Raw genomic sequence first — 18,908 nt, 5'->3', positions numbered from 1 at the left:
CAAACGGCCTTCTGACCCGCGATGGCGCGAATCTCCCGTATTTGGCCGCGCCAGCGCCGATACCGCGCCGCAGCATCGGCGCCGCACCCCGTCACACGAGCAGCATGAGGACCCGCAGCAACGTGAACACGACCATCCCGGTGACGATCGTGCCGAGCATGGTGCGGCGCCACAGGAACCAGCCGAGACCGGCGAGCGTCGCGTAGAACTCGTGATTCGACGGCGCGAACGACAACCCCCCGGGGGTCGCCAGCACGTCGGGTAGCACCACGGCCGCGAGCGCCGCGGCGGGCGCGTAGCGCATCATGCGCTGCACGCGCGCCGGCAGCACCGTGCGCTCGCCGCCGATCAGGAACAGCGCGCGCGTGAGCGCGGTGACGAAGGTCATGCCGGCAATCGCGAGCCAGATCTGCGTCGAGGTCATGGGGCGTCTCCAGCGCGGTCGCGGATGCGGCGCAGGTCCGCCCGCTCGATCATGAGGTCGGCCGCGCTGCCGGCGACGATCGCCGCGATCACCGCGAGCGGCAGCGCGAGCCGGTACGGCAGGTCGAAAGCGAGCAGCGAGACGATGCCGGCGACCGCCACGGCGACCATCGTCGAGCGCGTCGCGATCGCCGACACCATGATCGGCAGCAGCGCGAGCGTGCCCGCGAGCGCGAGCCCCCAGTTGTCGGGAATCAGGCTCGCGAGCAGGATGCCGGCGATCGACGAGACCTGCCACGACAGCCAGCTCGACACGGCCATGCCCCAGAAATACGCTTCCTTGCCCGGCAGATAGCCGGTGGGAAAGCTCTTCTTCTGGAACAGCAGATAGATCACGTCTCCGTTGAAATAGCCGAGCAGGATGCGCCGCCACATCGGCAGATAGGAGAAGTGCGGCGCGAGGCCGGCGCTGAAGATCACGAAGCGGGTATTGACCATTGCCGCGGTCAGCAGCGCGGTCCAGACCGGCAGCTTCGCGGCGAGAAGCGGCAGCACCGCCAGTTGCGACGAACCGGCGTAGCACAGCAGCGACATCGTGAGCGCCTGCGGCAGCGTGAGCACGGACTTGCTCATCGCGATACCGGTGACGAGGCCCCACGAGAAAATCGCCATCAGCGTGGGGGTATAGTCGCGCGCGCCCTCACGGAAAGCGCGGCGATCGGTATCGGACAGTCGAGCGAGCATGAGGCGAAGGGCGCCGGCGCGAGGGACGCCGCCAGAAAGAACAGGTCGGCGCCAGGTTGCGAGCCCACCCGCTGGCGCATCCGGATTCGATTTATGCGTGCGCAGGATTATAGCGTCCGGGATACGCTCAAATGCCCGTTGTGTGTGCAAATGACGCTAAAATAGCCCTCCTGGCCATGCCTTGGCGCTCGCCGCCACACGCCGCCACACCTCATAACGCACCCGCTGGAGAATCGTATGTCAATGGCCGACCGCGACGGCAAGATCTGGATGGATGGCAAGCTCATCGACTGGCGCGATGCCAAGATCCACGTGCTCACCCACACGCTGCACTACGGCATGGGCGTATTCGAGGGCGTGCGCGCTTACAAGACGGCCGACGGCGCCACCGCGATCTTCCGCCTGCAGGAGCACACCAAGCGCCTGCTGAACTCGGCCAAGATCTTCCAGATGGACGTGCCGTTCGACCATGAAACGCTCGCCGCCGCGCAACGCGAAGTGGTCCGCGAGAACAAGCTCGAGTCGTGCTATCTGCGCCCGATCATCTGGGTCGGCTCGGAAAAGCTCGGCGTGTCGGCCAAGGGCAATACGATTCACGTCGCGATCGCCGCCTGGCCGTGGGGCGCGTACCTCGGCGAAGACGGCATGACCAAGGGCATCCGCGTGAAGACCTCGTCGTTCACGCGCCACCACGTGAACGTGTCGATGGTGCGTGCGAAGGCGTCGGGCTGGTATGTGAACTCGATTCTCGCGAACCAGGAAGCGATCGCCGACGGCTACGACGAAGCGCTGCTGCTCGACGTCGACGGCTACGTGTCGGAAGGCTCGGGCGAGAACTTCTTCCTCGTCAACAACGGCAAGCTGTACACGCCCGATCTGTCGTCGTGCCTCGACGGCATCACGCGCGACACCGTCATCACGCTCGCGCGCGACATGGGCCTGCAGGTCATCGAAAAGCGCATCACGCGCGACGAGGTCTATACCTGCGACGAAGCGTTCTTCACCGGCACCGCCGCCGAAGTCACGCCGATCCGCGAGCTCGACAACCGCACGATCGGCGCCGGCGCGCGCGGCCCGATCACCGAGAAGCTGCAAGCGGCCTTCTTCGACGTCGTGAACGGCAAGAATCCGAAGTACGCGCACTGGTTGACCCGAATCTGAGCGAAGTTCCAGGATGCGCCGCGCCGCTCGCCGGCGGCGCTCTGACCGCCCCCCGCATACAACGAGAGTCTCATGAGCGAAATCAAGGAAATGCCGCTGGTCGAACTGTCGGCAAAGGACCTGCCGGCGTATTGTCCGAACCCGGCCATGCCGCGCTGGAGCGCGCATCCGCGCGTCTTCATCGACGTCACGCACGGCGAAGCGCGCTGCCCGTACTGCAGCACGCGCTACAAGCTGCGCGACGGCGAAGTAATCAGGGGCCACTAAGCACGGCTTATCGAGCGGCTTCGGCCGGCTTCAGCAGCGCGACGGTTTCACGACGACACCCGCGCCGCCGAAACCGGCACGAGCCCTTCATACGAGCCGATTACCCGCGCAGCCGCGCCGCGAGCCCGAACCGCCACCCCGGCGTGTCAGGGCAAACGGCTACATGCCGCGCGGTTTTCGGCTTTCCCCTTTTGACCCATCCGAACGCCACGCGCATTGCGCGCGCGGCGCTTCTTATCGATACCGGACACTCACTCTGATGCGTCGCGCGTTGGTTATCGCACCGAACTGGATCGGTGACGCATTGATGGCGCAGCCGCTGTTTGCGCGCCTCGTGAAATTGCATCCGCGCATCGTCATCGACGCGGTCGCGCCCACCTGGGTCGCGCCCGTGCTCGAACGCATGCCGGAAATCCGCGACGTTTACGCCACCGACCTCGCGCACGGCAAGCTGCAGATGTTGCGCCGCTGGCAGTTGTCGAGCGACTTGCGCGACGTCGGCTACGACGCGGCCTACGTGCTGCCGAACTCGTTCAAGTCGGCGCTGATTCCGTGGCTGGCGGGCATCCCGCTGCGCATCGGCTATAGCGGCGAGAGCCGCTACGGCGTGCTCAACGTGCGCCACGCGAATCCGCGCAAGGACAAGCGCCCGCCAATGGTCGGCCATTACGCGGCCCTCGCCTATGCGCCCGGCGCCAAGGTTCCCGAGGACCTGCCGATGCCGCGCCTCGACGCGGACCTGAACGAGGCGTCGCGCGTCTCGGCGCGCTTCAATCTCGATACGCGCGTGCCGCTGCTCGTGTTCTGCCCGGGTGCCGAATACGGTGCCGCGAAGCGCTGGCCGACCGAGCACTTCGCCGCGCTCGCGCAAATGGTCGGCCAGTCGTTCCCGTACACGCAGATCGTCGCGCTCGGTTCGCCGAAAGATGCGCCGCTCGCCCAGGCGATCGCCGAGAAAGCCCCGAACGTGCGCAACCTGTGCGGCCAGACCGCGCTCGGCGAAGCCTGCGCGCTGATCTCGCGAGCCAACGCGGTCGTCACCAACGACTCCGGTCTCATGCACGTCGCCGCCGCGCTGCGCCGCCCGCTCGTGGCCGTGTACGGCTCGACCGATCCGCGCCACACGCCGCCCTTGTCCGAGCTCGCGAAGGTACAATGGCTCCATCTCGAATGCAGCCCCTGTTTTGAGCGCGAGTGTCCGCTCGGCCATCTGAACTGCCTGAAACAGTTGAGCGCCGAGCAGGTGTTCGGCGATTTGCGCGGCATGCTGCTCGCGCAGCGCTGAGCCGACTGATACTTGCACGCAACACCGCACGCCCCCGAGTGCGTCGCGTCATGTTCGCGCCTTGCGGCGCGGGCAAGCTGGCGCCGGGGAGCGATGGTCCGGCGCGCCGGACCATCCCGCTGACCGCCGATCCTCAACCGCGCGCCGCGCACAAGAGACTGACGAGCCATGCCACGTTTTGCCCATATCTTCGAAGCCGCCGCCGATACCCTGAACGCCTACTATCAGGCCGTCGCCGAGGTCAATATCGACAGCTTGATGGGCTTGTGGATCGACGAGGAGTTCGTGAGCTGCATCTGCGCGGACGGCTCGCACCTGCATGGGCTCGACAGTATCCGCGCCGGCTTGCAGACCCAGCTCGAAGCGGCTCCGGTGTTGATCGAACCGCTCGACATCCGCGTCTACGACAGCCTCGGCACCGTGGTCTATGCGATTGCCGAGGCGCATCGCCCGGCCGGCCCGACCGCCACGCCCGCAATGGTCTTCACCACTTACGTGATGGTTCATGAGCGCGGCGAGTGGCGCATCGCGCACATTCACGCGAGCCCGATGCCGAACGAAACCGCGAGCCAGTTCGCCACGAAGATGCGGCACGGGCAAGGTCCGCTGCATTGAGCGCGCGGCGCCACTTCGGATCGACGCTTTCCGTTTTCATGCAGGCATGAGTTCGACGCACGACAAATCCGCTTCCCCCGTCCCGGCTTCCACGAAGGTCGCGGCGGCCGTCGAGGCGAGCGTCGAACTGCTGTACCGCGCGCCGCTCTGGCTGCCGAACCGGCATGCGCAAACCATCGTCCCTTCGCTGTTCGCGCGCCGCCCCGCGGTGTCGTTTCGCCGCGAGCGCTGGGACACGCCCGACGGCGATTTCATCGATCTCGACTGGGTCGCGCACGACAACCCGCCCGCCGATAGCGCACCGCTTTTCGTGCTGTTTCACGGCCTCGAAGGCAGTTCGGGCTCGCATTACGCGGCCACGCTGATGGCGGCCGCGCGCGAATATGGCTGGCACGGCGTGGTGCCGCACTTTCGCAGCTGCAGCGGCCCGCTGAATCGTCTGCCGCGCTTCTACCATCTCGCCGACAGCGCCGAGGTCGACTGGGTCCTGCGCCGGCTGCGCGCCGCGCATCGCGGGCCGGTCGTCGCGGCGGGCGTGTCGCTCGGCGGCAACGTGCTGCTGCGCTGGCTCGGCGAGCAGCGCGAGGACGCGGCGAGAGTGGTATCGGCGGCCGCCGCGATTTCGACGCCGATCGACGTGCATGCGGGCGGCCGCGCCTTGTCGCAGGGCTTCGGCCTCGTCTACACGCGCAGCTTCCTGAAAACGCTCAAGCAGAAGGCCAGCCAGAAGCTCGAACAGTTTCCGGGACTGTTCGATCGCGACGCGATGCTCGCGAGCCGCACGATGTACGAGTTCGACAACGTCGTGACTGCGCCGCTGCACGGCTTTCGCGATACCGACGACTACTGGAGCCGCGCAACCACGCGCCCGCTGCTGCCGCACATCGAGGTGCCGACGCTCGTGCTCAACGCGCGCAACGATCCGTTCCTGCCGGCCGAGGCGCTGCCGTCGCGGCACGAGGTGTCGGCGGCGGTCGAACTCTATCAACCCGAGCACGGCGGCCACGCGGGCTTCATGACCGGGCCGTTCCCGGGCCGCATCGACTGGCTCTCGCGGCGCGTGTTCGGCTATCTGGAGCGTCACGTCGATCATGGATGACATCGTCAAACAGGCTCTCGCCAAATGGCCGAACGTGCCGAGCTGCACCGGCTGGCTCATGCTCGACCGGCGCGGCAACTGGCGCATGCGCGACGAAGCGGCCCAGGCAAGCGGCTCGCCGGGCGTGGCGATCCGTCATGAAGCGCTGCTCGGCTTCATCAACCGCAACTACGAGGCCGACGAGCGCGGCCAGTGGTTTTTCCAGAACGGGCCGCAGCGTGTGTACGTCGAGCTTGCGTATACGCCGTGGGTGGTGAGGTTGTCCGCGGCAGCCGATGGCTCACTCGCGTTGCACGACCAGGGCGGCGGTGCGTTCGAACCAGCGGCGGTATTCGTCGATGAAGACGGCGGCGTTCTGTTCGCCGATCGCTCGGAGCCGGCACGGATCGCGACGCTGCACGATCACGACCTGGAACTCTTCTCCGATCACGCGACGCTCGCCGGCGACGATACGCTGAGCGGCAAATTCCATTGGAACGATCAGGTCGCGTTGCCGCTGCAAAGCGTGCGGCGCGATGAAGTGGCGGCGCGGTTCGGGTTCGTCGCGAGTCCAGCGGCGGGGGTTTGAGTCGCGGGTCTGAGGCCCGGATCTGAGGCACGCGCCGAGGCAGGCTTCTGTCGGCCGAGCCCGGCATCGGAGCCTGACTGACCAGACTGACGCTTCCCCACGAACCACCGTCAGTCACCGTTCTTCGTCTCGCAGAAGGCGCTTCGCTTCATGCGCGCCGACGGCAAGCTCACACCCCTTCCCCCTTCTCGTCGAGCCGTTCTTCCTTGTAGCGGTTCTCCATCTCGTGCAGACGCGCGTCGACGGTCGCGAGATCGTAATAGCCGATCGTCTTCAGATCGCGCGCGTCCTTCAATTGCCGGATCGCCGACGGCCATGCCCCCTCCAGCGCAAACTTCTCCGCCATCGCGCGATGCTGGGTCAACACGTCGCCACTGCCCGCGCTCGCCTGCGCGAGATAGAGCCACCACGCGGGCTGATCGGGATGCGCCGCCGTCTCCCGCTTCGCGAGCGCCTGCGCCTCGGCGAAACGCCGCAAGGTCAGCAGCGTGCGGATATGCATGTCGATCGCGGCATTCGACTGCGGCCAGCGCTTCTGCGCGAAATCGGCGAGCCGTACGGCTTCGTCGTCGTGACCGGCGCGCGCGCGTTGGCGAGCGCCGCCGTGGCGTCGTCGTCACGCTCCAGCAGCATCTGCCCATACGCGATGCCGTACCAGTTCGCGGCGACGTTGAGCGCCGTGCGTTCGTCGATTTCCGAGTGCAGCCGCGAGATTTCATCGGCGTAATCGCTGCGCGAGTGGCCTTGCAGGAGACGCGCGCGCGCCCGCACAAAGCCGTATTCGGGGTCCTGATGCGGCTGCCGGTACGGCGCGCGGCGCGCGCGATCTTCCATGTCGGCGATCCGCTCGCCCGTCAGCGGATGCGTACGCGCATAGGCCGGCATGCCGTTGTCGTTCATCGCCGCGCGCTCGAGCCGGTGGAAGAACGTCGGCATCGCATACGGGTCGTAGCCGGAGCCCGCGAGCAGCAGAAAGCCGACGCGGTCCGCTTCCTGCTCGGCCGAACGCGAGAAGCGCAACTGGCTGTCGACCGCGTACGCCTCGCCGCCGAGCGCAATCGCGCTGCCGAGATCGCCGCTGTGCGCGAGCACACCCGCCAGCACGCCGAACAGCATGCCGGCGAGCGCCGCGTAGGTACTGCGCTCGCCGTTCGAGATCATCCGCGAGATATGGCGTTGCAGGACGTGCCCCATCTCGTGACCGAGCACCGAGGCGAGTTCGGATTCGGTCTGCGTCGCCACGATCAGCCCCGTGTTCACGCCGATGAAGCCGCCCGGCAGCGAAAACGCGTTGATCTGCGCGTCGCGCACCGCGAACAGATCGAAGTCCGGACGATAGCCGCCGATGTACAGCGCGTTGGCCGCCGCCGCGAGCTTGCCCGAGACCGAGTTGAGGTAGTCGCGCACGAGCCAGTCGTCGAGATAGTCGGGATCGCGCCGCAGCTCGCGCATCACGCGCTCGCCGAGCTTGCGCTCGGCCTGCGGCGTCAGCGAACCGGCGCCGCCGCTGCCGAGATCGGGCAACTGCTGCGCGGCGATCGGCGCGCGCCAGCCGTTGCTGCCGACGCGGCCCGTGTTGGCGCTGTTGCGGTTGTTGCCGCTATTGCCGCTGTTGCCGTTCGAGAAGCGGCTTTGCGCGCCGCCATATGTGCCGAACACGCCTGGCGCGATATCCGGCGGCAGGATCGGATCGGCGTAGCTATCGGCCGGACCGCTGACGAGCGGCGCTTCGCTGGATTGCAGGTTGAGCGCGATGCCGGACGCGGTATTCGACGGGATGCTCGACGGGATGGCCGGGGGAGTGTTTGATGGGCTGCTCGCTGTGTTGCTTGATGGGCCACCTGAAGCACTGTTCGATGCACTGTTCGATGCGATGCCCGAGGTGCTACCCAATGCGCCGGCTGAAGCGCTGCTCGCCTGCGCGAACGCGCCCGGCGGCGCGGCCAGCGCGATCGACAGCAACGCAGCGAGAAACCGTTTTGGACGCATCGAGGAGCCGGTCTGACGAAGTCGAAAAGCGACGCGCGCGGCCCGGACTAAGATAGCGGACATGAGGACGGCGCGGGGCAGCACTCAGCGCAATTGTAATCAGTCGTGGCGGCGCTTCAGGGGCGATCCGGTCGCCGCGCCGCGCAACGGGCGCACTGCTATGATAGGCGCCCTCTGAAGGAGCCAACCATGCCTGAACTCACTCATTTCAATGCGGCCGGCGAGGCGCATATGGTGGACGTCGGCGGCAAGCAGGAAACGAAGCGCATCGCGATCGCGCGGGGTTCGATCCGCATGCTGCCGGCAACGTTCGCGCTGATCCGCGACGGCAACGCCAGGAAGGGCGATGTAATCGGCATTGCGCGCATCGCGGCGATCCAGGGCTCGAAGCGCACCGCCGATCTGATTCCGCTATGCCATCCGCTCGCGCTGACTCGCGTGAAAGCCGACTTCGAACTCGACGAAACGCTGCCCGGCGTGCATTGCACGGTTCAGGCGGAAACGCTCGGACGAACGGGCGTCGAGATGGAAGCGCTGACGGCCGTGCAGGTCGGGTTGCTGACCGTGTACGACATGTGCAAGGCCGTCGATCGCGGCATGACCATTACCGACGTGAAGGTAATGGAGAAGCATGGCGGCAAATCGGGGGATTGGGTCGCGCAGGATTGAGCGCGTATTTCATCAGGCTCGATCCGACACCGCGCCCGGCAACCACCAGGACAAGGACATGACCATCGACAAACTGCGCGAGCAATTACTGGCCTTCCGCGACGCTCGCGACTGGCAGCAGTTTCACACGCTGCGCAACCTGATCGTCTCCACGAGCATCGAGGCCGGCGAGTTGCTGGAAACGATCCAGTGGAAGACCGATGCGGACATCGAAGCATTGCTCCGCGATCCGACGCAAATGAAGAACCTGCGGCACGAATGCGCCGACGTGCTCATGTACCTGCTGCTAGTTGCCGATGCCGCCGGCTTCGATCTCGTCGAGGCGGCGGCGGAAAAGCTCGAACTGAACGAAGAGCGCTATCCCGCCGACAAGGCGAAAGGCAGGTCCACGAAATATTCGGAGCTCTGACGGGCGGAAGCTTTCGCGCATGAAGCGAATCGCGCAAGCTTCCATGAACGCCCTTAACCTTAACCGAACGAGCGATGCGAGGAGCCCTCTGCAAAGAAGGCCGATACAGACCGTGCGCCGCCGTCAATCGTCGCTATCGTCGTCATCCTGCGCCGCGTCGGCCGACGGCTTGCCGTAGCGCTTGACCAGTTCTTCCCGGAAACCGGCGAGCGACTTCTGCTCGTCGACCAGTTCGTACAGATAGCCCAACTGCGCCGGCCAGTCCTTCAACTCCTCGGCAAAAATTCTCAGGCGTTCGACCGTGTCGAGCGCCGCCGCGGTATCGCCGCTCAAGGCCTGCAATACCGCGTAACGACGCAGCACCGTTTCGCCCGGCAGCAGCGCGATCGCCCGCCGGTGCATCTCGAGCTTGTGTTGCAGGTTCACGGAATTCATCGGCTGCAATGTCGCGAGGCCGTATTCGCCCCATGCGCCGAACAGGAACGACGGATCGGCGCCGTACTGCTCGGCCGGACGCGCGCCGTAATACAGCACCTCGGCGCGCGCATAGTCGCGATAGACCGGATACAGCGAAGCCAGCCCGCCGAACACGACCACCGCAAACACGCCCAACGACACGCGCTCGGGAACGATGCGTAGCGGCCGCGTTTCGAGCAGGCCGAATACGAACATGGCGGGCAGCAAGAAGAACATGTATTGCTGCGGATATTCGACGAGCGCGTGCATCGTCAGCACGCCGATCAGCGCAACGCCGAACACGCGCGCCGCGCTCTGCGGCGCGCGCACGACGCGCGCGAGCCACGCGACGAGACCGAGCAGCACGATCGCGAGACCGATCAAGCCGGTCTTCGCGAGCAGATCGATAAAGATGTCGTGCGAGTTGTTGGCGATTTCGACGCCGCCCAACGTCTTCACGAGTTCGAACTGGTAGTTCGGGAATTCGCCCCAGCCGACGCCGAGCAGCGGATGCGCCTTGAACATCGTCCAGCCGTATTTCCATAGCGCGAGGCGCGGCGCGATCTGGCCGGCGTCCTGGAAGCGCTCGGCCGCCGACTGCCCGAGTTCGAGGTGATAGCGCACGTTGGCCCAGCGGATCAGCGCATTGACCACGAAGAACAGCACCGCGAGCACGATCGGAATCAGCCACTCGCGGTTGCCGCGGCGCAGGCGCGGCTCGTTGCGCATCTGCGCGAACGCCATCCAGAAACCGGCAACGACGATCACGCCCATTTGCAGCCACGGACCGCGCGAGACGGTCAGCGCGAGTCCGGCCGAGAAAATCGTCGACACGAGCAACCAGACCGGCACGGCGATGCGCCGCGTCTGCACGAGATACAGCGCGCCCGCCATCGCGAACGAGATATAGGTGGCGAGGTGGTTCGCCTGCGCCATGTTGCCGAACGGCCGGCGCTCGACGGTCACGTTATAGGCGACCACGAGCGGCGCCACGCGCGTCTCGAGATGGAACAGCTGGATCACCTGGCTGAACACCGCAAACAGGCCGCCCGCGATCAACGCCCCGGCCGCCCAGCGCAACGCGGTTTCATCGAGCTTCGCGCGCGCGAAGCCGTAGCCCGCATGCACGGCCATGAACGCGGCGAGCAGGAAGCCGGCGCCGAGCCAGTTCATCGACGGCTGTGCGACCGGCAGCACGAACGTCTGCACGACCAGCACGAGACCGAACAGCAGCGGCACCAGCGCGACCGCCGGCGACGCGAACGTCACGCGCGGCCTTGCGCTCGCGACGAGCAGCACGACCGCGGCGCCCATCAGCAGATACAGCGCGAACGCGGTGAATTCGGCGTAGAAGGTCGGGATCGGATACGTATGGTTGGAAACCGCATAAGGCAGCACCAACGCGAGAGCCAATAGGACGAGAGACAGGTAACGCGCGAAAGGGGTGGGCATCGAATCAACGGTGGGCGTCGGCAACCGGCGCACTATACAAAAAATTCCTTGCGCTGTGCGCCGGCCCGGCCGAAATAGCCCAAAAATCAGCGTTTTACGTGGCGTCCCTGTTGCGGCGCGGAGTCAGCCGACCGCTCAGGAGCGGCATTCCGGCGGCGCCAGATTCGCCGCGAGCGTCGGCGCGTCGACCGGCGCGGGTCCCGCGCCCGGTGCCGGCAACGACGACGCCGCCTTGCCGCCCGCAAAACACTCCCATGTGAGCGCACCGCTCTGCACCGCATCCTTGTTCAAGGCGACGCGCGCGGTCGGTGCGTCCGCGTTGTCCGGCACCGACGGCACAAGCGTCAGCGTGTTCGAACCGGCCGGCGCGACGCGCGTCGTGAACGCGATCGTGATCTGGCCGGTGTCGTCGTCGATCTGAATGGACTCGACATTGCGCGTGGCGGGCGGCGACGCATAACCGCCGCTGAACGCATTGCCGCTCGCGGCGTTTTCGGCCACCGCGAGCCGCGCCGAGGACGCGAGCGACAAGCCCTCGCCGACCCGGCTGCGCGCCAGATAGTCCTGATACGCGGGAATCGCATAGGCCGCGATCACGCCGACGATCGCGAGCACGATCATCAGCTCGATCAGCGTGAAGCCGACGCCGCAGCGATCGCGGATGCGCGCGAGCCGCGCGGGCCAGTTCGGGCGCCAGCGCACGCAGCGGGAGAGGCACGAGGAACGCGCGGCTTGGGCTTGGGAATAAGGGGGATACGGCAAGGTAAAGATCATCGGCGGACCTCCTGATACGAAAAACGCCTGCCCGCGAATCGGGAACAGGCGTTTCAATCGTAGCGAGTGAGGCGCGCGGTTCACAGTCAGCCAGATGGCTAATGTTGCGCCGACGTGCCGACGTGTTAGCCGCCCGGCACACTCGAACCCGCCCGGCGCATCTCCTCGCCCGGCGCCCCCGTCAAAGCGCGGCGCGCCTCGCGTTGCGGCGCTTCAGCAGAGACCCGACGATCACGACGAACAGCGCCCCCGCGACGCTCGTCCCGTATTCGGCGACGGGCGTGTCGAGGATCGGCCAGCGGTCGCCGGCCGGGTCGTTGACCATCAGGCCGCCCGCGATCCAGCCGAGCAATGCCGCGCCGAACAGCACGATGAACGGAAAGCGGTCGAGCAGCTTGAGAATCAGCTGACTGCCCCACACGATCAGCGGAATGCTCACCACGAGGCCGAAAATCACGAGCGCAAGACGATGCTCGTGCGCGGCCGACTCGGCCGCACCCGCGATGGCGATCACGTTGTCGAGGCTCATCACCGCGTCCGCGACGACGATGGTTTTGATCGCCGAGATTAGCTTGTCGGCAGGCTTGACGTTCTCATGCACATCGTGCGCGGGCACGAGCAGACGCACGCCGATCCACAGCAGCAGCAGGCCGCCCGCGAACTTCAGCAGCGGCACGTCGAGCAGCACGACCGCGAACGCGATCAGCACGACGCGCAGCACGATCGCGCCGGCGGTCCCCCACAGCACGCCGCGCACGCGCTGCGACGGCGGCAGATTGCGGCAGGCCAGCGCGATCACGACCGCGTTGTCGCCGCCGAGCAGAATGTCGATGACGATGATCTGGAAAACCGCGCCCCAGTTGAGCGTCGAGAAGAATTCGAGCATGAGAGACCGGATAGGAAAAAACCGCCTAGCGGACGGAAACTCGGCATGCGCGCGGACAAAAAAAAGCAGGGGAGTCTGCACTCCCCCGCTTTTCGGGACCGCCCGCTCACGAAAGGACCTCGTAAGCGTATCAAAGGCGTGCCGCGACGGCACGTACATTTCTTCGATTTACAGCATCGCCTTCAGAAGACGCGCCATTTCCGACGGGTTCTTCGTGACCTTGATACCGCAAGCGTCCATGATTTCCAGCTTCGCTTCGGCGGTGTCCGCACCGCCCGAGATCAGCGCGCCGGCGTGGCCCATGCGCTTGCCCGGAGGCGCCGTGACGCCGGCGATGAAGCCGACCACCGGCTTCTTCATGTTGTCCTTGATCCACTCGGCAGCGTTCGCTTCGTCCGGACCGCCGATTTCGCCGATCATGATGACGGCGTCCGTATCCGGATCGTCGTTGAACATCTTCATGACGTCGATGTGCTTCAGACCGTTGATCGGGTCGCCGCCGATACCGACTGCCGACGACTGGCCGAGGCCGATCGCGGTCAGCTGGCCGACTGCTTCGTACGTCAGCGTGCCCGAACGCGACACGACGCCGATGCGGCCCTTGCGGTGGATGTGACCCGGCATGATGCCGATCTTCAGTTCGTCCGGCGTGATCGTGCCCGGACAGTTCGGTCCGAGCAGCAGCGTCTTGCGGTTTTCCGCGCGCATGCGGGCCTTGAGCTCGATCATGTCACGGACAGGAATGCCTTCCGTAATGCAGATTGCGAGGTCGAGGTCGGCTTCGACCGCTTCCCAGATCGCCGCGGCAGCACCTGCCGGCGGCACGTAGATCACCGACACGGTCGCGCCCGTTTCGGCCTTGGCTTCGGCGACGCTCGCGTAGATGGGAATGCCTTCGAAGTCTTCGCCGGCGCGCTTCGGGTTCACGCCCGCGACATACGCTTCGCGGCCGTTTGCATACTCACGGCAAGCACGCGTGTGGAACTGACCGGTCTTGCCGGTGATGCCCTGCGTGATGACCTTGGTGTCTTTGTTGATCAGAATCGACATGTATTAACCTCTGTTCGTTTGGCGTCGCGCCGTGGCGCCGCAAGGCGTCGTGAAGCCCGCCCGCGTCGCTCGCGCGCCGCCATTCGTAGTCTGGTATGCGCTGTGGCCGGCTTACGCCTTGCCCGCAGCAGCCGCGACGACCTTCTGAGCCGCCTCTTCCATGCTGTCGGCCGAGATGATCGGCAGACCGGATTCGGCGAGCATCTTCTTGCCCAGGTCTTCGTTCGTACCCTTCATGCGGACCACGAGCGGCACCTTCAGCGACACGGCCTTCGACGCCGCGATCACGCCTTCCGCGATCACGTCGCAGCGCATGATGCCGCCGAAGATGTTGACCAGAATCGCGGTCAGGTTCGGGTTCTTCAGCATGATCTTGAACGCTTCGGTGACCTTCTCGGTCGTCGCGCCACCGCCGACGTCGAGGAAGTTCGCCGGTTCGCCGCCGAACAGCTTGATGGTGTCCATCGTTGCCATGGCGAGGCCAGCGCCGTTCACGAGGCAGCCGATGTTGCCGTCGAGCGAGATGTATGCGAGGTCGAACTTCGACGCTTCGATTTCAGCCGGATCTTCTTCGTCCAGATCGCGGTAAGCGACGATTTCCGGGTGACGGAACAGCGCGTTCGAGTCGAAGTTGAACTTCGCGTCGAGTGCGATGACCTTGCCGTCGCCGGTCAGGATCAGCGGGTTGATTTCGGCGAGCGATGCATCGGTTTCCCAGAATGCCTTGTACAGGCCTTGCAGGATCGCGCGAGCTTGCGGGATCGAAGCGTCGGGCACGCCGATCTTCTTCGCGAGGTCGTCGGCTTCCGCATCCTTCAGGCCGGTCGACGGATCGACGGCAACCTTGTGGATCAGCTCGGGCGTCTTTTCCGCGACTTCTTCGACGTCCATGCCGCCTTCGCTCGATGCCATCACGACGATCTTCTGCGAAACGCGATCGATCACGAGACCGACATACAGTTCCTTCTTGATGTCAGCGCCTTCTTCGATCAGCAGGCGGTTCACCTTCTGGCCTTCCGGGCCGGTCTGGTGCGTGACGAGCTGCATGCCGAGGATCTGTTCCGAATACTCGCGAACCTGTTCCAGCGACTTGGCGACCTTCACGCCGCCGCCCTTGCCACGGCCACCCGCGTGGATCTGAGCCTTGACGACCCACACCGGGCCGCCCAGCTCCTGCGCGGCCTTGACCGCATCATCCACCGAGAAGACCGGCTTGCCGCGCGGTACCGCGACGCCGAATTTCCGCAGGATTTCCTTACCCTGGTACTCGTGAATCTTCATGCGTGATTCCCTTCAGTCTGAGAGTTGGATTGAACTTCGTTTCCGCTGCCGCCGTTCATGCCGGACGCGCTGCCGCGTTGTGCCTCGCGGCCCGCCGCATCGCCTGACGAGGCCGCGCGCTGCTCCGGGCGCGGCGCGTGGCCATACCAGCGCGGATAAAACCGTTGCACCGCTTCGCCGTCGAAACGCAGCGCGTGGCAGCGTCCCAGCTGGAATGGCGGTTTGTCGTTGGAATGCTCGCCCGTGCTATCAGGCGATTCGTCTCCTGAACCCGTGTTCGCGCCCGATGCGCTGTCAGCGGTGTTCCACACGTCGCCAGCGAACGCCTGAATCGCGGCGGTCGGCAGGACCGCGCACAACTCGGTGAGATGCGTGCAGCCAGCCGTGCCGGCCAGCAAACGGGCAGCATCGCGACGGAAGTTGTGGAGCAGATTGAGCCCGATGAGGGCGCGATAGGCGGAATTGCTGGCCTGGCACGAGCCCGGATAGGGCACCCAGTCGGACGACGCTTCGGCGTCGACGACGTTGAGCTTGCGATCGATCGTGATGCGAAGCCAGAGCTCATGGATCGGCTGACCATTGGGCCGGACACCCGACGCAAGCTGCACATCGCGCGGCTTTTTGTCGGTCAGGCACGCTTCCACGTCCCACAGGCCATCTGCTCGCTCGTAAGCTTCCGCTCTGATTGCGCGACGATGACGCAACTGACGGGACACTGGCGGGGAGAGCGACATGCGGGAAGGAAAGGCCGGATGAAAACCTACGGATTTTAGCATAACGGGTATTTGGGACAGTCCCGATTGCGTCCCCGCCCGCTGGGCTGTAGCGCGGAAAACGCTGCCCCGCCTGTCTTTTTGGCGTGCCGCCCGCGTGGCGCTTCCTGGTTTTCCGCTCGCTGTGCGGCTAGTCGCCGTCCCACATCTCGTCGATACCTTTGAGGATCTTGCCGATCGTCGCGCCGGAAAAGCCGCGCGAGGCGAGAAAACGCGCCTGCTTCGCGCGCTCGGCCGGCGTGCCCGGCAGTTCGCCGAATTTCTTGCTCCAGACGGCCCGTGCGCGTGCGAGTTCGGTGTCGCGCAGTTGCGCGGTCGCCTCTTCGACAAGCGCGGGATTGAGCGCATGCTGCTTCAGTTCGCCGAGGATGCGGCTCGTGCCCAGTCGGGACGAGCGCCGGTGAATCAGGCTTTCCGCGAAACGCGAGTCGGATAGCCAGTTCTCGGCTTCGAGCGAGTCGAGTACCGTGTCGAGCGAATCGGTTTCCTCGACGTAGGGTTTCAGCTTGCGCGCAAGTTCGGCGCGGCTATATTCGCGGCGCGACAGATAGCCGAGCGCACGCGCTTTCAGCGAACGGGCCGGGCGTTGGGATTTTCTGCTGCCGTCTTCGTCGGACTGCCCCGGCTTTGCTTCACCGGGTTGGCGGCGTGAGCGGGTGTAGGTGTCTTCGGAGAGGGGTTGGGAATCCGGCCCGGAGAAATCGGGGCTGGACGCCGCAGAGGAAACTCGAGACCGAGTACGCTGCGGGCCGCGACCCGCAGCGTACTCGTGGGCGTCGAAGGATTCGAAGGGATCGCCCTGCTCGGGCGATCCCTCCGCTGCATCGCGCGGGCCGTCCGGGTAACGCCCGGAGTCGGAGCTGGAACCTGAACCGGACAGCGGCCGGCCTTTGCGTATCACCTGATGCTTACTCTTCTTCGTCCGCGACTTCAGCGTCCGCGCCGGTCACGGCATCCGCCATCGCGGTGACGCCCAGCGATTCGCGGATACGGTTTTCGATTTCGCGAGCGATGTCCGGATTTTCGCGCAGGAATTCACGCGCGTTGTCCTTGCCCTGGCCGATCCGTTCGCCGTTGTAGCTGTACCATGCGCCAGCCTTGTCGACGATCTTGGCCTGCACGCCGAGGTCGATGACTTCGCCCTGACGCGAGATGCCTTCGCCGTACAGAATGTCGAAAATCGCTTCACGGAACGGCGGTGACACCTTGTTCTTGACGACCTTCACGCGCGTTTCGTTGCCGATCACTTCGTCGTTCTTCTTGATCGAACCGATACGGCGAATGTCCAGACGCACCGACGCGTAGAACTTCAGCGCGTTGCCGCCCGTGGTGGTTTCCGGGTTGCCGAACATCACGCCGATCTTCATGCGGATCTGGTTGATGAAGATCACGAGGCAGTTCGTGCGCTTGATCGTACCGGTCAGCTTGCGCAGCGCCTGCGACATCAGACGCGCTTGCAGACCCGGCAGCGAGTCGCCCATTTCGCCTTCGATTTCCGCCTTCGGCACCAGTGCCGCGACCGAGTCGATCACGATCATGTCGATCGAGCCCGAGCGCACGAGCGCGTCGGCGATTTCGAGCGCCTGTTCGCCGGTGTCCGGCTGCGAGACCAGCAGGTCGGCCACGTTCACGCCGAGCTTGCCCGCGTACTGGATGTCGAGCGCGTGTTCCGCGTCGATGAACGCCGCGGTGCCGCCAAGCTTCTGCATTTCGGCGATGACCTGCAGCGTCAGCGTGGTTTTACCGGACGACTCCGGACCGTAGATTTCGACCACGCGGCCACGCGGCAAACCGCCGACGCCCAGTGCGATGTCGAGGCCGAGCGACCCGGTGGAGACCACCTGGATGTCTTCGACTGCCTCACCTGCGCCGAGCCGCATGACCGACCCTTTGCCGAACTGCTTTTCGATCTGCGCGAGCGCGGCGGCAAGTGCCTTGCTCTTTTCAGCAGTCAGTCCAGCCGAGCCTTTCTTGCTTTCTTCCATGAATCGTCCTTTGCTATGATGAACGGCGTCTGAGGCAGGTGTGCGCCCAGGTTCCGACCGGATTCGGTACAAATTCGGCACGGTCCTGAGAACGGCACACGAAACGCAGACACTGTATAAAAAAACAGTAGTTTTGGCAAGCGCGATTGTCATGCGAACGCGCATTTTTACTGTCGCACTACCTCAACTACCCACAATGATGTTCGGAGACCGCTGCGCGCCGGGGCGTCCCCCACGGTGCCGGCAAAGCCAGGCTGGCGCATCATGCGAATTCTGATAGCCGAAGACGACAGCATACTCGCGGACGGTCTGCTTCGATCACTCCGCCAATCGGCCTATGCCGTCGATCACGTCAAAAGCGGCGTGGAAGCCGATACGGCGTTGTCAATGCAGTCGTTCGACCTATTGATCCTCGATCTGGGCCTGCCGCGCATGTCCGGCCTCGAAGTGCTGCGCCGCCTGCGCGCGCGCAATTCGAACCTGCCCGTGCTGATCCTGACCGCCGCCGACAGCGTCGACGAACGCGTCAAGGGGCTCGATCTCGGCGCCGACGACTACATGGCCAAACCCTTCGCGCTCAACGAACTCGAAGCACGCGTGCGGGCGCTCACGCGGCGCGGCGCGGGCGGCGGCCCGACGGTCGTGCGGCATGGCTCGCTGTCGTTCGACCAGGTCGGCCGGAGCGCCTATGTGAACGAGCAGGTCATCGATCTGTCGGCGCGCGAACTCAGCCTGCTCGAAGTGCTGCTGCAACGAATCGGCCGGCTCGTCTCGAAGGAACAGCTCGTCGACCATCTGTGCGAATGGGGCGAGGAAGTCAGCAACAACGCGATCGAGGTCTACGTGCACCGGCTGCGCAAGAAGATCGAGCCGAGCGGCGTGCGCATCATCACTGTGCGCGGGCTCGGCTACTGCCTGGAAAAAGCGGCGCCGCCCGCGAACGCGAGTCCGGAAAGCGCGGGCGCCGGCGCAAGCCCGCCCCCCGGCACAGACGCGGCGTCCACGAGCGCCGCCCGCGCCGG

Annotated in this window: 20 protein-coding genes and 1 pseudogene; 10 read left to right on the top strand and 11 right to left on the bottom strand. The window is 65.4% G+C overall.

Features of this window, described 5'->3' with window-relative positions; genetic code table 11:
- Nucleotides 1-91 precede the first annotated feature (91 nt).
- Both F3J20_RS16935 and F3J20_RS16930 read right to left on the bottom strand, forming a co-directional pair.
- The gene (locus F3J20_RS16935) at nucleotides 92-424 is read right to left on the bottom strand and encodes an AzlD domain-containing protein (protein ID WP_167040823.1); all 333 of its coding nucleotides are present in this window, start codon (nucleotides 422-424) and stop codon (nucleotides 92-94) included.
- Complete coding sequence (locus F3J20_RS16930; RefSeq protein ID WP_167283966.1) at nucleotides 421-1,167, bottom strand: AzlC family ABC transporter permease; 747 nt, start codon at nucleotides 1,165-1,167, stop codon at nucleotides 421-423. Before F3J20_RS16930 ends, F3J20_RS16935 begins: the two co-directional genes overlap by 4 nt.
- 237 nt (nucleotides 1,168-1,404) lie before the next feature.
- On the opposite strand from F3J20_RS16930, the gene F3J20_RS16925 reads away from it, so the two are divergent.
- The 6 genes from F3J20_RS16925 to F3J20_RS16900 all read left to right on the top strand — a co-directional run bounded on the left by F3J20_RS16925 (nucleotide 1,405) and on the right by F3J20_RS16900 (nucleotide 6,162).
- Nucleotides 1,405-2,328 (top strand): branched-chain amino acid transaminase, encoded by a 924-nt coding sequence (locus tag F3J20_RS16925; protein ID WP_167040817.1) that lies wholly within the window; start codon nucleotides 1,405-1,407, stop codon nucleotides 2,326-2,328.
- A gap of 72 nt (nucleotides 2,329-2,400) precedes the next feature.
- The gene (locus F3J20_RS16920) at nucleotides 2,401-2,595 is read left to right on the top strand and encodes a zinc-finger domain-containing protein (RefSeq protein ID WP_167040814.1); all 195 of its coding nucleotides are present in this window, start codon (nucleotides 2,401-2,403) and stop codon (nucleotides 2,593-2,595) included.
- 259 nt (nucleotides 2,596-2,854) lie between these two features.
- The gene (gene waaF, locus F3J20_RS16915; RefSeq protein WP_167283965.1) at nucleotides 2,855-3,880 is read left to right on the top strand and encodes a lipopolysaccharide heptosyltransferase II; all 1,026 of its coding nucleotides are present in this window, start codon (nucleotides 2,855-2,857) and stop codon (nucleotides 3,878-3,880) included.
- 168 nt (nucleotides 3,881-4,048) lie between these two features.
- The gene (locus F3J20_RS16910; protein WP_167040808.1) at nucleotides 4,049-4,495 is read left to right on the top strand and encodes a nuclear transport factor 2 family protein; all 447 of its coding nucleotides are present in this window, start codon (nucleotides 4,049-4,051) and stop codon (nucleotides 4,493-4,495) included.
- Between the two features lie 46 nt (nucleotides 4,496-4,541).
- On the top strand, nucleotides 4,542-5,594 hold the full coding sequence (locus F3J20_RS16905; protein WP_167283964.1) for a hydrolase: 1,053 nt from the start codon (nucleotides 4,542-4,544) through the stop codon (nucleotides 5,592-5,594).
- Nucleotides 5,587-6,162, top strand: a complete 576-nt coding sequence (locus F3J20_RS16900; RefSeq protein WP_167283963.1) for a DUF2946 family protein — start codon at nucleotides 5,587-5,589, stop codon at nucleotides 6,160-6,162. Before F3J20_RS16905 ends, F3J20_RS16900 begins: the two co-directional genes overlap by 8 nt.
- A 169-nt stretch (nucleotides 6,163-6,331) precedes the next feature.
- Here the strand turns inward: F3J20_RS16900 and F3J20_RS16895 are convergent.
- Nucleotides 6,332-7,848: pseudogene (locus F3J20_RS16895) on the bottom strand (M48 family metalloprotease).
- A gap of 58 nt (nucleotides 7,849-7,906) precedes the next feature.
- On the opposite strand from F3J20_RS16895, the gene F3J20_RS32160 reads away from it, so the two are divergent.
- The 3 genes from F3J20_RS32160 to F3J20_RS16885 all read left to right on the top strand — a co-directional run bounded on the left by F3J20_RS32160 (nucleotide 7,907) and on the right by F3J20_RS16885 (nucleotide 9,229).
- Nucleotides 7,907-8,167 carry a hypothetical protein gene (locus F3J20_RS32160; protein ID WP_240162824.1) on the top strand — a complete coding sequence of 87 codons (261 nt, stop codon included), beginning with the start codon at nucleotides 7,907-7,909 and terminating at the stop codon, nucleotides 8,165-8,167.
- 173 nt (nucleotides 8,168-8,340) lie between these two features.
- Nucleotides 8,341-8,820 carry a cyclic pyranopterin monophosphate synthase MoaC gene (gene moaC / locus F3J20_RS16890; RefSeq protein WP_167283962.1) on the top strand — a complete coding sequence of 160 codons (480 nt, stop codon included), beginning with the start codon at nucleotides 8,341-8,343 and terminating at the stop codon, nucleotides 8,818-8,820.
- A 58-nt stretch (nucleotides 8,821-8,878) separates the two neighbouring features.
- The gene (locus F3J20_RS16885; RefSeq protein WP_167040792.1) at nucleotides 8,879-9,229 is read left to right on the top strand and encodes a nucleotide pyrophosphohydrolase; all 351 of its coding nucleotides are present in this window, start codon (nucleotides 8,879-8,881) and stop codon (nucleotides 9,227-9,229) included.
- Between the two features lie 123 nt (nucleotides 9,230-9,352).
- Here F3J20_RS16885 and F3J20_RS16880 read toward each other — a convergent pair whose 3' ends face one another.
- The 8 genes from F3J20_RS16880 to recA all read right to left on the bottom strand — a co-directional run bounded on the left by F3J20_RS16880 (nucleotide 9,353) and on the right by recA (nucleotide 17,886).
- Complete coding sequence (locus F3J20_RS16880) at nucleotides 9,353-11,137, bottom strand: Wzy polymerase domain-containing protein (protein WP_167283961.1); 1,785 nt, start codon at nucleotides 11,135-11,137, stop codon at nucleotides 9,353-9,355.
- A gap of 135 nt (nucleotides 11,138-11,272) precedes the next feature.
- Complete coding sequence (locus F3J20_RS16875; RefSeq protein WP_167283960.1) at nucleotides 11,273-11,911, bottom strand: pilin; 639 nt, start codon at nucleotides 11,909-11,911, stop codon at nucleotides 11,273-11,275.
- Between the two features lie 181 nt (nucleotides 11,912-12,092).
- A complete protein-coding gene (locus tag F3J20_RS16870; protein ID WP_167283959.1) occupies nucleotides 12,093-12,797 on the bottom strand; it encodes a TerC family protein in 705 nt (234 codons plus the stop codon).
- A 168-nt stretch (nucleotides 12,798-12,965) separates the two neighbouring features.
- Nucleotides 12,966-13,847: a succinate--CoA ligase subunit alpha gene (gene sucD, locus F3J20_RS16865; protein ID WP_062124510.1), complete on the bottom strand. Its 882-nt coding sequence runs from the start codon at nucleotides 13,845-13,847 to the stop codon at nucleotides 12,966-12,968.
- Between the two features lie 111 nt (nucleotides 13,848-13,958).
- Nucleotides 13,959-15,128: an ADP-forming succinate--CoA ligase subunit beta gene (gene sucC / locus F3J20_RS16860; protein ID WP_167040782.1), complete on the bottom strand. Its 1,170-nt coding sequence runs from the start codon at nucleotides 15,126-15,128 to the stop codon at nucleotides 13,959-13,961.
- A complete protein-coding gene (locus tag F3J20_RS16855; protein ID WP_167283958.1) occupies nucleotides 15,125-15,862 on the bottom strand; it encodes a DUF2889 domain-containing protein in 738 nt (245 codons plus the stop codon). The genes sucC and F3J20_RS16855 overlap by 4 nt, the downstream gene beginning before the upstream one ends.
- A gap of 169 nt (nucleotides 15,863-16,031) precedes the next feature.
- Nucleotides 16,032-16,802, bottom strand: a complete 771-nt coding sequence (recX, locus tag F3J20_RS16850; protein WP_167283957.1) for a recombination regulator RecX — start codon at nucleotides 16,800-16,802, stop codon at nucleotides 16,032-16,034.
- A gap of 7 nt (nucleotides 16,803-16,809) precedes the next feature.
- The gene (gene recA / locus F3J20_RS16845) at nucleotides 16,810-17,886 is read right to left on the bottom strand and encodes a recombinase RecA (protein ID WP_167283956.1); all 1,077 of its coding nucleotides are present in this window, start codon (nucleotides 17,884-17,886) and stop codon (nucleotides 16,810-16,812) included.
- A gap of 264 nt (nucleotides 17,887-18,150) precedes the next feature.
- On the opposite strand from recA, the gene F3J20_RS16840 reads away from it, so the two are divergent.
- Nucleotides 18,151-18,908, top strand: a 758-nt coding sequence (locus F3J20_RS16840; protein ID WP_240162819.1) for a response regulator transcription factor, incomplete at its 3' end; no start/stop codon positions are given.

It is taken from the genome of Paraburkholderia sp. Cy-641 (genome assembly GCF_011752945.1).
Lineage (GTDB): Bacteria > Pseudomonadota > Gammaproteobacteria > Burkholderiales > Burkholderiaceae > Paraburkholderia.
Note: the sequence above shows the minus strand (reverse complement) of the source record. Positions and strands in the feature narration are given on the sequence as shown.

Excerpts from the sequence above, each read along its gene's own strand:
- F3J20_RS16935 (WP_167040823.1), bottom strand. The coding sequence starts at position 424 with ATGACCTCGACGCAGATCTGGCTCGCGATTGCCGGCATGACCTTCGTC.
- F3J20_RS16930 (WP_167283966.1), bottom strand. The coding sequence starts at position 1,167 with ATGCTCGCTCGACTGTCCGATACCGATCGCCGCGCTTTCCGTGAGGGC.
- F3J20_RS16925 (WP_167040817.1), top strand. The coding sequence starts at position 1,405 with ATGTCAATGGCCGACCGCGACGGCAAGATCTGGATGGATGGCAAGCTC.
- F3J20_RS16920 (WP_167040814.1), top strand. The coding sequence starts at position 2,401 with ATGAGCGAAATCAAGGAAATGCCGCTGGTCGAACTGTCGGCAAAGGAC.
- waaF (WP_167283965.1), top strand. The coding sequence starts at position 2,855 with ATGCGTCGCGCGTTGGTTATCGCACCGAACTGGATCGGTGACGCATTG.
- F3J20_RS16910 (WP_167040808.1), top strand. The coding sequence starts at position 4,049 with ATGCCACGTTTTGCCCATATCTTCGAAGCCGCCGCCGATACCCTGAAC.
- F3J20_RS16905 (WP_167283964.1), top strand. The coding sequence starts at position 4,542 with ATGAGTTCGACGCACGACAAATCCGCTTCCCCCGTCCCGGCTTCCACG.
- F3J20_RS16900 (WP_167283963.1), top strand. The coding sequence starts at position 5,587 with ATGGATGACATCGTCAAACAGGCTCTCGCCAAATGGCCGAACGTGCCG.
- moaC (WP_167283962.1), top strand. The coding sequence starts at position 8,341 with ATGCCTGAACTCACTCATTTCAATGCGGCCGGCGAGGCGCATATGGTG.
- F3J20_RS16885 (WP_167040792.1), top strand. The coding sequence starts at position 8,879 with ATGACCATCGACAAACTGCGCGAGCAATTACTGGCCTTCCGCGACGCT.
- F3J20_RS16880 (WP_167283961.1), bottom strand. The coding sequence starts at position 11,137 with ATGCCCACCCCTTTCGCGCGTTACCTGTCTCTCGTCCTATTGGCTCTC.
- F3J20_RS16875 (WP_167283960.1), bottom strand. The coding sequence starts at position 11,911 with ATGATCTTTACCTTGCCGTATCCCCCTTATTCCCAAGCCCAAGCCGCG.
- F3J20_RS16870 (WP_167283959.1), bottom strand. The coding sequence starts at position 12,797 with ATGCTCGAATTCTTCTCGACGCTCAACTGGGGCGCGGTTTTCCAGATC.
- sucD (WP_062124510.1), bottom strand. The coding sequence starts at position 13,847 with ATGTCGATTCTGATCAACAAAGACACCAAGGTCATCACGCAGGGCATC.
- sucC (WP_167040782.1), bottom strand. The coding sequence starts at position 15,128 with ATGAAGATTCACGAGTACCAGGGTAAGGAAATCCTGCGGAAATTCGGC.
- F3J20_RS16855 (WP_167283958.1), bottom strand. The coding sequence starts at position 15,862 with ATGTCGCTCTCCCCGCCAGTGTCCCGTCAGTTGCGTCATCGTCGCGCA.
- recA (WP_167283956.1), bottom strand. The coding sequence starts at position 17,886 with ATGGAAGAAAGCAAGAAAGGCTCGGCTGGACTGACTGCTGAAAAGAGC.